Annotated in this window: 12 protein-coding genes; 9 read left to right on the plus strand and 3 right to left on the minus strand. The window is 66.5% G+C overall.

Annotated features, from left to right (window positions below; translation table 11 throughout):
• Positions 1-64: 64 nt before the first annotated feature.
• Genes A7U43_RS11080 through A7U43_RS11090 form a run of 3 tightly spaced genes read left to right on the plus strand, consistent with a single transcriptional unit; the run spans position 65 to position 2,594 of the window.
• Positions 65-496, plus strand: a complete 432-nt coding sequence (locus A7U43_RS11080; protein WP_067994752.1) for a Zn-ribbon domain-containing OB-fold protein — start codon at positions 65-67, stop codon at positions 494-496.
• Positions 493-1,638 carry a thiolase family protein gene (locus tag A7U43_RS11085; RefSeq protein WP_067994755.1) on the plus strand — a complete coding sequence of 382 codons (1,146 nt, stop codon included), beginning with the start codon at positions 493-495 and terminating at the stop codon, positions 1,636-1,638. The genes A7U43_RS11080 and A7U43_RS11085 overlap by 4 nt, the downstream gene beginning before the upstream one ends.
• 47 nt (positions 1,639-1,685) lie before the next feature.
• On the plus strand, positions 1,686-2,594 hold the full coding sequence (locus A7U43_RS11090) for an enoyl-CoA hydratase (RefSeq protein ID WP_067994758.1): 909 nt from the start codon (positions 1,686-1,688) through the stop codon (positions 2,592-2,594).
• Between the two features lie 89 nt (positions 2,595-2,683).
• On the opposite strand, the gene A7U43_RS11095 is transcribed toward A7U43_RS11090, so the two are convergent.
• The 3 genes from A7U43_RS11095 to A7U43_RS11105 all read right to left on the minus strand — a co-directional run bounded on the left by A7U43_RS11095 (position 2,684) and on the right by A7U43_RS11105 (position 6,389).
• Complete coding sequence (locus tag A7U43_RS11095) at positions 2,684-3,889, minus strand: integrase core domain-containing protein (protein WP_067993882.1); 1,206 nt, start codon at positions 3,887-3,889, stop codon at positions 2,684-2,686.
• A gap of 110 nt (positions 3,890-3,999) precedes the next feature.
• Positions 4,000-5,637, minus strand: a complete 1,638-nt coding sequence (locus A7U43_RS11100) for an FAD-dependent oxidoreductase (RefSeq protein ID WP_067994760.1) — start codon at positions 5,635-5,637, stop codon at positions 4,000-4,002.
• 17 nt (positions 5,638-5,654) lie between these two features.
• Positions 5,655-6,389: an IclR family transcriptional regulator gene (locus A7U43_RS11105; RefSeq protein ID WP_082902094.1), complete on the minus strand. Its 735-nt coding sequence runs from the start codon at positions 6,387-6,389 to the stop codon at positions 5,655-5,657.
• A 110-nt stretch (positions 6,390-6,499) separates the two neighbouring features.
• Here A7U43_RS11105 and A7U43_RS11110 point away from each other — a divergent pair, with 110 nt between their 5' ends.
• From A7U43_RS11110 to A7U43_RS11135, 6 genes are read left to right on the plus strand one after another with little or no spacing between them, the layout of a single operon-like run.
• The gene (locus A7U43_RS11110; protein ID WP_067994763.1) at positions 6,500-7,366 is read left to right on the plus strand and encodes an alpha/beta fold hydrolase; all 867 of its coding nucleotides are present in this window, start codon (positions 6,500-6,502) and stop codon (positions 7,364-7,366) included.
• A complete protein-coding gene (locus A7U43_RS11115) occupies positions 7,363-9,033 on the plus strand; it encodes a bifunctional 3-(3-hydroxy-phenyl)propionate/3-hydroxycinnamic acid hydroxylase (protein WP_067994766.1) in 1,671 nt (556 codons plus the stop codon). The genes A7U43_RS11110 and A7U43_RS11115 overlap by 4 nt, the downstream gene beginning before the upstream one ends.
• Positions 8,987-9,928 carry a 3-carboxyethylcatechol 2,3-dioxygenase gene (locus tag A7U43_RS11120; RefSeq protein ID WP_082902095.1) on the plus strand — a complete coding sequence of 314 codons (942 nt, stop codon included), beginning with the start codon at positions 8,987-8,989 and terminating at the stop codon, positions 9,926-9,928. Before A7U43_RS11115 ends, A7U43_RS11120 begins: the two co-directional genes overlap by 47 nt.
• A gap of 56 nt (positions 9,929-9,984) precedes the next feature.
• Complete coding sequence (locus tag A7U43_RS11125; protein WP_231963628.1) at positions 9,985-11,643, plus strand: FAD-binding protein; 1,659 nt, start codon at positions 9,985-9,987, stop codon at positions 11,641-11,643.
• Entirely contained in the window at positions 11,640-12,950 is a 1,311-nt protein-coding gene (locus A7U43_RS11130; RefSeq protein WP_067994774.1) for an LLM class flavin-dependent oxidoreductase, read from the plus strand. The genes A7U43_RS11125 and A7U43_RS11130 overlap by 4 nt, the downstream gene beginning before the upstream one ends.
• Positions 12,951-12,952: 2 nt before the next feature.
• Complete coding sequence (locus A7U43_RS11135; protein WP_067994775.1) at positions 12,953-13,783, plus strand: coniferyl-alcohol dehydrogenase; 831 nt, start codon at positions 12,953-12,955, stop codon at positions 13,781-13,783.
• Positions 13,784-13,787 lie beyond the last annotated feature (4 nt).

Consider the following 13,787-nt stretch of genomic DNA (forward strand, 5'->3'; position numbering starts at 1 on the left):
CGCTTTAGAGAAATGCTATTGTGCGAATTCGTCAATACATTCTTCCTGGTAGCCGAGGAGCCTGATGCAAAAGGCGCTTGCCCCCGAGATCTCCACCTGGCCCGATGAGTTCCCACAACTCATCGGGAGCCAGTGCGGTGCGTGTTCCGCGACGACGTTCCCACGCCAGCAGCGCTGCCCGAAGTGCAGCAAGGCCGACATGTCGGATCTGTTGTTGCCTCGCCGCGGCACGGTCGTGGCCTGGACGACCCAGGGGTTCCCGCCGGGAGCGCCATACGCCGGTCCGACCGGCAAGGATTTCGTGCCGTTCGGTGTCGGCCTGGTCCAACTCGGTGACGTGATCCGCGTCGAGGGCCGGCTCACCGAGAATGACCCGGCCAAACTGGAATTCGGCATGGAGGTCGAGCTGACGATGCAGCCGTTCGCCACCGATGACGACGGCGACGAGCTCGTCACCTTCTGGTTCCAGCCGGTTCGGAAAGGGTCCGACTCATGAGCAATGACGTAGCCATCATCGGCGTGGGCATCCACCCCTTCGGCAGGTTCGACAAGACCGCGATGGAGATGGGCGCCGAGGCGATCACCAGTGCGCTGGCCGACGCCAAGCTGGAATGGAAGGACATCCAGTTCGGGTTCGGCGGCAGTTACGAGGTGTCCAATCCGGACGCCGTGACGCGCCTGGTCGGGCTGACCGGCATCACGTTCACCAATGTCTTCAATGCCTGTGCCACCTCGGCCAGTGCCATCCAGCAGACCGCGGACACCATCCGGCTGGGCAAGTACGACATCGGTATCGCGATCGGCCTGGACAAGCATCCGCGTGGCGCCTTCACCGATGATCCGGCCAAACTCGCGCTGCCGCAGTGGTACGCCAACAACGGCCAGTTCGTGACCACGAAGTTCTTCGGCATGAAGGCCAATCACTACATCCACAAGCACGGCATCTCCGAGGAGACGCTGGCCCGGGTGGCCAACAAGAACTTCCGCAACGGCGTGCTGAACCCGAATGCTTTCCGGCGCAAGGAAATCAGTGTGGACGAGATCATGGCCTCGCCGGTCCTGAACTATCCACTGCGCCAGTACATGTTCTGCGCGCCCGACGAGGGTGCGGCCGCGGTCATCATGTGCCGCGCCGATATCGCGCACCGCTACACCGACAAGCCGGTCTACGTGCGCGCCAGCGAGATCCGCACCCGCACCTTCGGCGCCTACGAGGTGCACGCCACGTCGGCACCGCTGGACGAGGATCCGTCGCCGACGGTGTTCGCGGCCAAAGCCGCCTACGAGGCCGCCGGGATCGGGCCCGAGGATGTCGACGTCGCGCAGCTGCAGGACACCGACGCCGGCGCCGAGGTCATCCACATGGCCGAAACCGGTCTGTGCGCCGACGGTGAGCAAGAAAAGATGCTCATCGACGGAGCCACCGAGATCAACGGAACGATCCCGGTGAACACCGACGGCGGTTTGATCGCGAACGGTGAGCCGATCGGTGCGTCGGGCCTGCGACAGATGCACGAACTGGTGCGCCAGTTGCGCGGCGAAGCGGGGGAGCGTCAGGTGCCCGGCCACCCGCGCGTCGGACTGGCCCAGGTCTACGGGGCCCCCGGCACCGCGTCGGCGACCATTCTCTCGCTGTAGCGTGCCCGGCGCGGTAACGGCGTTCTCATAGGAATAGAGTGCGATTCATGGCTGACCAGACCCCTGAATACCGCTTCGTCACATACGAAACCCTCGACGAGGGCACCATCGCCCGGATCATGCTGAACCGGCCGGAGGCGCGCAACGCGCAGAACCGCGGGATGCTCGTCGAGTTGCACGAAGCGTTCCTGCGGGCCGAGGCCGATGACACCGTACGGGTGGTGATCCTGGGCGGGCATGGACCGATGTTCTCTGCCGGACACGATGTCGGGTCCAAGGTGCAGATCGGTGAGTACTCGCCCGGCCCGGATCAGCACCCGAGCTTCACCGTGAACGGCGGTACCCGAGAGGGCGCCGAGAAGCTGATGCTGCAGGAGTGGCATCACTATTTCGAGAACACCCGCCGCTGGCGCAATCTGCGCAAGATCACCATCGCCTCGGTGCACGGCGACGTCTACGCCGCGGCGCTGATGCTGATGTGGTCCTGCGATCTCATCGTCGCCGCCGACAACACCCGGTTCACCGACGTGGTCGGCACGCGGTTGGGCATGTGCGGCGTCGAATACTTTGCTCACCCATGGGAGTTCGGCGCCCGTAAGACCAAGGAGCTGATGCTCACCGGAGATACCCTCTCGGTCGAGGAGGGGCATGCGCTGGGGATGGTCTCCAAGATCTTCCCCGCCGACGAACTCGCGGACAAGACCGTCGAGTTCGCGCGGCGCATCGCCAAGGTGCCCACGATGGCTGCGCTGCTGGTCAAGGAGTCGGTGAATCAGACCCAGGACAATCAGGGTTTCTACAACTCGCTCAATGCCTGCTTCACCATGCACCAGCTGAACCACAGCCACTGGGCGCAGGTGCATGGCAACAAGTTCCCTGTCGGCTTGGCCGAGGACGGGCTACTGGACTGGCGGACCGCGGGTCCGCCCGGACCGTCGCGCAAAGATCAGCCCTAGCCTGCGATTTGTGGAGTTTTACCCGGAACCAGTCCGGTGTCGTGTCTCGGGACATCGCTGACACATATGTCTCGGGACATCGCTGACACTTATGGTGCCGGTTGGGGCTCGCGAGTGCGATAGCTGCGGGTGGTCTTGTCGCCGGGTTGATATCTGCGTTTGGGGTTGGCGACCAGTGTGCGCACGAGTCGGTTTCCGCTGAAGATCGTGATGTGGTCGCCGTCGCGGATGGCGTGGCATTGGTGCCCGGCCCACCGCAGCCCGACATTGACGTCGTAGGGGCCCACGTTGAGTCGTCCGGTTTTCTTATCGACGACGTTGCAGGTGACAAAGACCGGTCCCGGCAGCGGCCGGGGTGCTGGGCGAGCGGATACGGTGGCGCTGAATACGGCCGCCGGCGTCACCCCGCGGTGGGCACGGTGGCGACGGTGATGGTTGTAGAAATCGCGGAACGCGTCCAAAAGCGTATTGAGTTCAGCGATGGTCATCGGCGCCCTCTGGGCCCGCAGCCATTTCTTCAGGGTCTGCCAGAACCGTTCGATCTTGCCGCAGGTCTGCGGGTGATACGGGGTGGAGTTGATGGTCTGGGTCCCCAGCGTGCGCAGGTTGATCTCGAAGGCTGACTCGTGGCCGCGCAGGCGACCGGTGTAAACGGAGCCGTTGTCTGTCAACGACATTGCCGGAATCCCGCACTCCCAGATACCGGCCATGATGACTGCCCAGACCAGCTCCCCGTCGGCATCACCGGTGGCCGCGTGCAGCCCGACCAGGTACCGGGAGTGATCATCGAGGGTGCCTGCGATCGCGACGTGGGTGCCATCGGCGAGTTGCCATTGCGTCCAGTCCGACTGCCAACACTCGTTGGGTCGGGTGAAGCAGAAGCGTTTGGTCGCTGATTTCGGCCGTTTCTGCGGCTGCGGGGTGATCATGCTATGGCGAGTCAGGATCCGCCACACCGTCGATCGTGAAGGCACCAGCGCGGCATCGACAGTACTGTCGTCGCGCAGTGACCACACGATGGATTCCGGCCCATGATCAACGCCTTGGTCAAGCAACCGCTGCCGGCGATCCAGGACCAGCTTCTCTACCACCGCGCTGCTCTGCCCTGGGCACCGACGCGGGCGCCGCGACAGGTCCTGCAGCCCGGCCAGGCCGTGCTGCAGGAACCGTCGTCGCCACTTGTAGAACGTCTCTCGGGAGATGTTCTCGCGGCGGCAGAACTCCGCCACATTGTCGATCTGCCCGGCCAACGCCGCAGCCATGCGAATGTCCATCGCCGTCACCTTCTGGGCCATGAACCATCCTGGTCGCGGCCCTACTCAGGTGTCAGCGATGTCCCGAGACATATGTGTCAGCGATGTCCCGAAACCGGACACCGGAACCAGTCCGGCTAAAACTCCACAAATCACGCGGGGGATTCACCGGTGGCGGCCGCATACCCGCTGCGGTAGCCGAACGTCATCGCCGGGCCGAGGGTGCCGCCCGCGCCGCCGTAGGCCTTTCCGGTGACCCCGGCCATCGCGTTGCCGGCGGCGAACAGGCCGGGAATCACCCTTCCGCTGACGTGCAGCACCCGGCCGTCGCGGTCGGTGCGCGGTCCGCCCTTGGTGCCCATCGCGCCTACCGCCACCGGGACGGCGTAGAAGGGTGCGGTGTCCAACGGCCCCAGGGTCTGCAAGGCCGGCGACGCGGCCGTCGGATCACCCCAGTATCCATCGTAAGCGCTTGCGCCACGGCCGAAGTCGGGATCGTGCTCCTGCTCGACGTTTCTGTTCCATGCCTCGACGGTCCCGACCAGGCCCGCGGGGTCGACCCCGATCTTGTCGGCGAGCTGCTCCAGTGTCGGTGACTCGTTGAACCACTCCGGCGCCGGTCCGTTCGGGTCGATGCCGAGGAAGCCGTACCGTTTCAGGTGTTGGGCATCGAAGACGATCCAGGCCGGATCGTTGAGGTAGCCGGCCCGTGGGTCGAGGTGATGGAACGGTCCGGCCATCGAGTTGTACTCACCGGCCTCGTTGAGGAAGCGCTTCCCGGCGCGGTTGACGATGATGCTGCGCGGCCGGGTCCGTTCCAGCCGGACACTGCGGCTGCGGGGCTTGCCGCCGAGGGTGTCCCCGGGAATCTGCACGATGGGCACCCACCACGCTTCGCCCATGTTGGCCAGGTCGGCGCCGTGCGCCATCGCCATGCGCAGACCGTCGCCGGTGTTGTTCGGCGGGGACACCGCGCCGCGCATCGGACCGCGCAGGTACGCGTCGACAAGGCCGGGATCCCATTCGAATCCACCGGTCGCCAGGATCACGGCTCGCCGGGCGCGGACCCGGATGTCTTTGCCGTCATGGTTGATCCGGACGCCGACGATGCCGTCGGCCGATCCGAGAAGTTCGACGGCGCGCGCCTCGGTGACCGGTTCGACACCGCGGTCGAGAAGGCCTTTGAGCAGTCCGGCGATCAGTGCGGTACCGGCGACACACGGTTCGGTCAGCGACTCGTCCACCGTCGCGTGGATGCGGGCCTTGGTCTCGGCGTCGATACCGACATTGCTGAAGTCGACCGGGAAAGCGGTGATACGCGCGCCCCATTCGCCGAGCTTGGCCAGATCGAACGGGGCGGCGGCCAGCGAGCGTCCGCCGCCCGGACGCCCGCCGGGCAGTTCGGGCTTGTAATCGGGGAATCCCTCCGCGATGTCGAATCGCAGATCGCTGTGCTGCTCCAGGTAATTCAGCATCGCCGGGCCGGTGCGCACGAAGGTCTCGACCAGTTCGCGGTCCATCGCACCCAGGGATTGCGCCTCAAGGTAGTTGAGGGCGTCTTCCACCGACAGGTCGGCACCGGCCAGCCGGTCGTGGGCGGGGATCCAGGTGATGCCGCCGGACACCGCGGTGGTGCCGCCCACGGTGGCGGCCTTCTCGTAGATGGCGACCGCGGCTCCGCTGGCGGCCGCGGTGAGCGCCGCGGCCAACCCGGCGCCGCCACTGCCGAGCACGACGACGTCTGTCTCCGAATCCCATTGCGGGCGCCGCGGCCCCACTGAATCGGTCACTGCCACAGTCCTTCCGGTCAGCTGAGGATGTTGGAGAGTTCACCGGCGGCGCGGATCACCGCGTCGCGGCCGCCCAGTACGACATCCTCACGGTGCGAGATGAGATTGATACAGGTCGGCGGGGCCGGGCGACGGCGCTTTACCGGTACGGCCAGACCGTAGGTGTCCGGTTCGACTTCACCGTGAGTGATGACCCAACCCTGTTCGCGGGCTTGTCGCACGATGTCACGCTCGCCGGGGCGCGGTGGCATACCCGCCAGCAAGGCTGCCCCGGCGGCGCCCCGGTCCAACGGATGGCGGCTGCCTTCATGGAAGGACAGCTGGTAGAAGACCAACGTCGGCACGATGACGGCGATCGCCACCTGTTGGTCGCCTTCGGCGACCAACAGCGACACCGTGGTCCCCAGGTCATCGGCGAGCATGCGCAGCGTCGGGACGCTGAGCTGGCGGACGTTGTTGTCGAAGGACGCACCGAGCACGGCGAGCGCGGCCGCCGGCCGGTATTTGCCGTCGGATCCCTTGGCGATGAATCGGGCCTGAGCCAGGGTGCTGAGCAATCGGTAGGCGATGGTGCGGTGCACGCCCACATAGTCGGCGACCTCCGTGGCGGTGACGCCGGTGGGCGCGCTGGCCACGGCCTGCAGGGCGGAAAGTCCTCTGGCCAGCGTCTGTGACCCGGTCGCGGGGCGCGCGGTGCTCTCGACGGCCGTTCCCGGTACCGAGGGCGGGCCGAGTCCCTTGACAGACGTCATCGCGAGAGTGATGCTCTATAGATAGTGCACATAGATGTCCGATATTAGCACACATGATTACGCAATAGCGAGAATGAGATTTCCGCAGTGCGGAATCGGTAAGGAGCGGGATGGCCGTCCACGAAAGCATCTGGAGTGATCTCCAGGGCGTTTCGTTTTCCCAGGGCTACCTCGACGCACGGGGTGTCCGCACCCGTTACCTGCACGCCGGTGACCCGGCCAACCCCGCGTTGGTGCTGTTGCACGGCTCCGGCGGGCACGCCGAGGCGTACGTGCGGAACCTGGAAGCGCACGCCGCGCACTTCTCCACCTGGTCGATCGACATGCTCGGCCACGGCTACACCGACAAGCCCGGTCGCCCGCTCGAAATCGCCCACTATGTCGACCATCTGCTGGCAGTCTTCGACACGATCGGCGCGCAGCGGGTGCACTTGTCGGGAGAGTCTCTGGGCGGGTGGGTGGCCGCGCGCGCGGCATCCGATCATCCCGATCGCATCGAGCGGCTGGTACTCAACACCGCCGGCGGTTCGCAGGCCGACCCGGAGGTGATGAAGCGCATCATCACGCTGTCGATGGCCGCCGCGCAGAATCCCGACTGGGACACGGTGCAGGCCCGCATCAAATGGCTGATGGCCGACAAGTCCAAGGGCTACGACGATATCGTCGCCAGCCGCCAGAAGGTCTATCAGCTACCAGGTTTCGCCGCCGCGATGAGCGACATCATGGCGCTGCAGGATCCGGTGATCCGCGCTCGCAACCTGCTCGGCCCCGCGGAATACGGTGCGATCACCGCGCCCACCCTGGTGCTGTGGACCAGTGACGATCCGACCGCGGATGTCAGCGAGGGCAGGCGTATCTCGGAGATGATTCCCGGCGCGCGTTTCGAAGTCATGCCCGGCTGCGGGCACTGGCCGCAGTACGAGGACGCCAAGAGCTTCGATCGGTTGCACATCGACTTCCTGCTGGACAGGTCATGACCGCCCGCCGCACCACCGACCAGGTCGACGTCCTCATCGTCGGTGCCGGTCCCGTCGGCTTGACACTGGCCAATATCCTCGGCTTGCAGGGTGTTCGGACCGTCATCGTGGAGGACCGCGATACCCTCATCGACTATCCGCGCGGGGTGGGGCTCGACGACGAGTCCCTGCGCACCTTCCAGTCGATCGGCCTGGTCGACCAGATCCTGCCGCACACCGTGCCCAACCAGATCCTGCGCTTCTTCGACGGTAAGCGTCGACTGCTCGCCGAGATGGCACCGCCGGACGCCCGATTCGGCTGGCCCAAGCGCAATGGGTTCGTGCAACCCCTCGTCGACGCCGAATTGTTGCGCGGGTTGGACCGCTTCGATCACGTCGAGGTGCGATGGGGCACCCGGATGGAGCACTGCGTCGCCGACGAGGCCGGGGTGAGCACCGAACTGGTGGCCGCCGGCGCCCCGCTGCGCCTGCGCGCGCAGTATGTGGTCGGTTGCGACGGCGGGCGCAGCACGGTTCGCCGTCTGATGGGCGTCTCGTTCGAGGGCACCACCTCGGCGACCCGCTGGCTGGTCGTCGACCTCGCCTCCGATCCGCTCGGGCACCCCAACAGTGAGGTCGGCGCCGACCCGCACCGGCCCTACGCCTCCATCTCGATCGCGCACGGAATCCGCCGCTTCGAGTTCATGATTCACGCCGACGAGACCGACGAGCAGGTGGAGAAGCCGGAGTTCATCGCGCGCATGCTGGCACCGTTCGTGCCGCACCCCGAGCGGGTCGAGATCATCCGGCACCGGGTCTACACGCATCACTCGCGCATCGCCGGCGCCTTCCGGCAGGGCCGCATGCTGCTCGGTGGCGACGCCGCCCACCTGATGCCGGTGTGGCAGGGCCAGGGATACAACAGTGGGATCCGGGATGCGGCGAATCTCGGGTGGAAGCTCGCCGCAGTGGTCAACGGAGACGCCGGTGACGGTCTGCTCGACAGCTACGATGCCGAGCGCCGTAAGCACGCACGGGCCATGATCGACCTCTCCACCCTGGTGGGCCGGGTCATCTCGCCGACCAATCCGCGTGTCGCGACGCTGCGGGACAGCGTGATCCGCGGGGCGTCGGTCGTGCCGACGTTGAAGCGCTACATCCTGGAGATGCGGTTCAAGCCCATGCCGCGTTATGACGCCGGCGCCGTGGTGCACACCGCGTCCACGTCGGCGATACCGCCCGCGGGCACGCTGTTCATCCAGCCGACCGTGGACACCCGCGATACCCAGAACGTTCTGCTCGACGAGGTTCTCGGCACCGGGTTCGCGGTGCTGGCGTGGAACAACAATCCGCGCGCGCTGCTCTCGGACAGCACCTTCGCCCGCTGGAAAAGTCTGGGCGCCAACCTCATCGAGGCCCGGCCGAACACCCAGCTGTATTGGACGGGACATGATGACCCCGATGTCACCGTCGTCGGTGACCGGACCGGGGCGCTGAAGAGGTTCTTCGACGCCCACGCCGAGTCGGTGCTGTTCGTGCGGCCCGACCGCTGCATCGCGGCGGCCTGTCTGGCCCAGTTGTCCGATGAGACGAGCACCGCGCTCTTCGACGTGCTCTGCCTCACCGAGGGAGGTGAAAGCCATGTCTCAGATCGCCCTGTGCTGCATGTCGCACAGCCCCCTGCTTAACTTGCCCGGGCCGTCGGACGAGCTGCTGGAGGACATCGGTACGCAGCTCGCCGCGGCGCGTGCGTTCGTCGCGGACTTCGACCCGCAACTGGTCGTCATATTCTCTCCGGACCACTACAACGGGTTCTTCTACCGGCTGATGCCCCCGTTTTGTATCGGTAGTGCTGCCAACGGTGTCGGAGACTATGGCAGCTATGCCGGGGCCCTGGATGTACCGGCGCGGCTCGCCGAGCAGATGGCCGCCGCGGCGTGGGAATCCGGGGTCGATGTGTCCCTGTCGGCCGCCATGGATGTCGACCACGGCACGGTGCAGCCGCTGGAAGCGCTCTTCGGCGACGCGGGTTCACGCCCGGTCATCCCGGTGTTCATCAATTCGGTGGCCACCCCGCTGGGTCCGCTGAAACGTGCCCGGGCGCTCGGCACGGCCATCGGGGCCCACCTGGGGACCCTCGATCGACGGGTGCTCGTGATCGGATCGGGCGGGCTGTCCCATGATCCGCCGGTTCCGACGCTGGCGACGGCACCGCCGGCGGCGCTGGCCCGGATCGTCGGCGGAGCCCCGATGACGCCGGAAGCCCGGGCGGCCCGGCAGGAAGCGGTGATCTCGGCCGCGCACGATTTCGCGCACGGCCAGAGCGCGCTGCAGCCGCTGAACCCGGACTGGGACCGGGCCCTGCTGGACCTGATCGACACCAACCGGCTGACCGAGGTGGACGGCTGGAGCAATGAGTGGATCGCGCGCGAGGCCGGCAGTTCGGCGCACGAGATCCGTACCTGGGTGGCGGCATTCGCCGCACTGGCGGCCCAGGGTCCCTACCAGACACGGCAGCGCTACTACCGCGCTGCTCCCGAGCTGATCGCGGGATTCGCGATCCGGACGGCGGTGCCGCAGTGAGCAGCCAGTTCGACCACACCGTCGACGTTCTCGTCATCGGCTCCGGGGGCGGCGGAATGACCGCCGCGCTGAAGGCCGAGGCGGCCGGGCTGTCCACCCTCATCGTGGAGAAGTCGGCCAAGTTCGGCGGTTCCACCGCCTTGTCCGGCGGCGGTATCTGGGTGCCCGGGGCGCCGGCGCAGCGACGCGCCGGATACACCCCAGACCCCGAAGGCGTCTTCGACTACCTCAAGAACATCACCGGCGGGCTCGTCAGCGACGCCCGACTGCGCGCCTACGTCGACGCCGCTCCCGAGATGATGGACTTCCTGGAGCACTGCAGCGACTGGTTCGAATTCGTGTGGAAACCCGGGTATGCCGACTATTACCCGGAGTTGCCCGGCGGATCCGAACGGGGCAGCACCATCAACGTTCCCGAGATCGACCTGCGCAAGCTCGGTGCCGAGGAACAGAATCTGCTGGCGCCGCTGGCGCTCGCACCGAAGGGAATCTGGTTCGCGCCCAAGGACCTACGACTGTTCTACCAGGTACGGCAGAACTGGCGGGGCAAGGCGGTGCTGGTGAAACTGATCTGGCGGATGTTCCGCGCCCGGGTATTCGGGGACCGAATGGCCGCCATCGGACAGTCGCTGATGGCGCGGATGCGGCTTGCCCTGCAGGAACACGACATCCCGCTGTGGCTGTCGGCCCCGATGACCGAACTCATCACCGACGTGGACGGGCGGGTGGTCGGCGCGGTGGTGGAACGCGACGGTGCGGCGATCCGGATCGCCGCCCGCGGCGGAGTGGTGTTGGCCACCGGCGGATTCGACCACGATATGCAGTGGCGACGTCGATATCTGCCGCTGCTGGAGCGGGATTGGAGTTTCGGTAATCCCGCGGCCACCGGGGACGGTATCCGGGCGGGGGAGAAGGTCGGCGCTGCGACCGACCTACTGGACGAGGCGTGGTGGTTTCCCGCGATGTGCTGGCCCGACGGGCGGCTGCAGTTCATGCTGAACGAGCGGATGATGCCCGCCCAGTTCGTTGTCAACGGTGCGGGCAAACGCTTCATCAACGAGGCCGCGCCCTATATGGATTTCGCGCACGCCATGATCGAGGGACAGCGGTCGGGGGTGGATCACGTCCCGTGCTGGCTGGTCACCGACATCGGCTCGTTCCATCGCTACGTGGTCGGCGGGCACCTGCCCATCCCGAAGGTACCGTTCGCTCCGGTGCCGACCGGTCGCAAGATCCCGCAGGCATGGCTGGATTCCGGCATCGTGGCCGCGGCGGCAAGCTTCGAGGAGCTGGCCGCCAAGATCGGGGTACCGGCGGGCGAATTATGCGATACTGCAGAGCGATTCAATGACCTGGCCCGGCGCGGACACGATGACGACTTCAACCGCGGCGACAGTGCGTATGACAACTACTACGGCGACCCGACCCTGCCCAACCCCAATCTGGCGCCGCTCGGCAAGCCACCCTACCTGGCCTTCCAGATCATCCTGGGTGACCTGGGCACCTCGGGCGGACTGCTGACCGACGAGCATGCCAGGGTGCTGCGCGAAGACGGCAGCGTCATCGCCGGCCTGTATGCGACCGGCAACACCTCGGCGGCGGTGATGGGGCGTAGCTATGCCGGTGCCGGCGCCACGATCGGACCTGCCATGACGTTTGGCTACGTTGCGGCACAACACATATCTGAGAACTCCCATAGAGAGGTAACCGCATGAAGATCTCGCTGTTCTACGAATTCCCGTTGCCGCGGCCGTGGTCGGAGGACGACGAGCACCAGCTGTTCCAGCACGGGCTGGACGAGGTCGAGGCAGCCGACAAGGCCGGGTTCTCCACGGTGTGGTTGACCGAGCACCACTTCCTGGAGGAGTACTGCCACTCGACCGCGCCGGAGATGTTCCTGGCCGCGGCAAGCCAGCGCACCAAGGACATCCGGCTCGGCTTCGGCGTGATGCACCTGCCCCCGCCGATCAACCACCCCGCACGCATCGCGGAACGGGTGGCCACCCTGGACCACCTGTCAGGAGGCCGCGTCGAATTCGGCACGGGTGAGGGCTCCTCGGTCGCCGAGCTCGGTGGATTCGATATCGATCCGGCCGACAAGCGCACCATGTGGGAGGAGGCCCTGGAGGTCTCCATCCGCTGCATGACGGAGGCGCCGTTCACCGGTTTCAAGGGCGAGCACGTCGAGATGCCGGCCCGCAATGTCATCCCCAAGCCGCTGCAGTCACCGCACCCGCCGGTCTGGGTGGCCTGCACCCGACCGTCCTCGGTGCAGATGGCCGCCCAGAAGGCGATCGGGGCTTTGAGTTTCGCCTACACCGGCCCGGAGGCCCTGAAGGACCGGGTCGATGGCTACTACAAGGAGTTCGAGGAGGCCGGCGCCCCGGTCACCCCGGCGGTCAACCCCAACATCCTGGCCATCGGCGGCGATCTGTCGATGATGGTGGCCAAGACCGATGACGAGGCACTCAAGCGGCTCGGAACCGGCGGCGGGTTCTTCTCGTTCGGCATCATGCACTATTACCTGACCGGAATGCACACCCCCGGCCGCACCGGGGTGTGGGACCTCTACCAGGACGCGGTCAAGGAGGATCCGACGCTGGCCTACGGCCCGGGTCGCGGGGCCATCGGTTCTCCGGACACGGTGCGCGAGTTCCTGCGCGGTTACGAGGCCAGCGGCGTCGACGAGATCATTCTGCTGCTCAACCCCCGCAGCCACGAGGGCACCATGGAATCGATCGAGATCATGGGCAGGGAGATCCTGCCTGAGTTCATCGAGCGGGATGCAAAGGCCGTGGCGGACAAGGCCAAGCGACTGGCCCCGGTGATCGAGAAGGTGGAGGGCCGCAGGCAGCCCTCGAACGCGCCGATGTTCGACGAGACGTACTCCTTCGGTGGTCTGCCCACCGGCCGCGGTGGCAAGTTCACCGCCGGTGAGATCCCCGAAGCGATGGCCGAAATCAACGAGGGCCGGGTCAAGGCCGCCCAGCTGGAGAAGGAACAGCGCGAGGCGGCGCGATAGGTATGTCGGCGCAGCGGTGGCGCTACGACGGGCGCCGAGTGGTGGTGACGGGGTGCGCGTCGGGGATCGGTGCGCATCTCAGCGCCCAGCTGGCCGACCTCGGTGCGCATGTCACCGGGCTCGATCTGCGCAGGCCCGATCGGCCTCCGGCGGCGTTCGTCGAGGTGGACTTCGCGGACGGCGCGTCGATCGACGCCGCGGTGGCCGCCATCGACGGTCCGGTGCACGCGCTGTTCAACGTGGCCGGGGTGTCCTCGGGAATCGGCAACCCACTGCTGGTGGTGACCGTCAACTTCCTCGGCATGCGGCACTTCACCGAGGCGTTGTTGCCGCAGATGCCTGCCGGGTCAGCGATCGCCAATGTGTCCTCGTTGGCGGCAGCCAACTACCTTGCCAACAGGTCTGTCACCGCCGGATTGTTGGCGACACACTCCATGTCGGAGGGCATCTCGTGGTGTGCGGGCCATCCGGAGGCGCTCGCCGACGGCGGCTACCGGTTGTCCAAGGAGGCCATCATTCTCTACGGCATGACCCGTGCGCTGGACCTTGGCGAGCGGGGCATCCGGATCAACTGCACCGGTCCGGGCGTCACCGAGACACCCATTCTGGACCAGTTGAAGTCGGCCTACGGCCAGAATTATCTCGACGCGTTCCCGACGCTGCTGGGCCATGTGTGCGGGCCCGATGAGCAGGCGTCGGTGCTGGCCTTCCTGAACAGCCCAGCGGCAAGCTACATTTCGGGACAGGTGATTTGGGTGGATGGCGGCAGCGTCGCGAACCGGATCGCGGAGGAACTGCTGTCGGCGCAGGCGGCACGGGAAGGAACCGACTAGATGT

This window comes from Mycobacterium adipatum (genome assembly GCF_001644575.1).
Lineage (GTDB): Bacteria > Actinomycetota > Actinomycetes > Mycobacteriales > Mycobacteriaceae > Mycobacterium > Mycobacterium adipatum.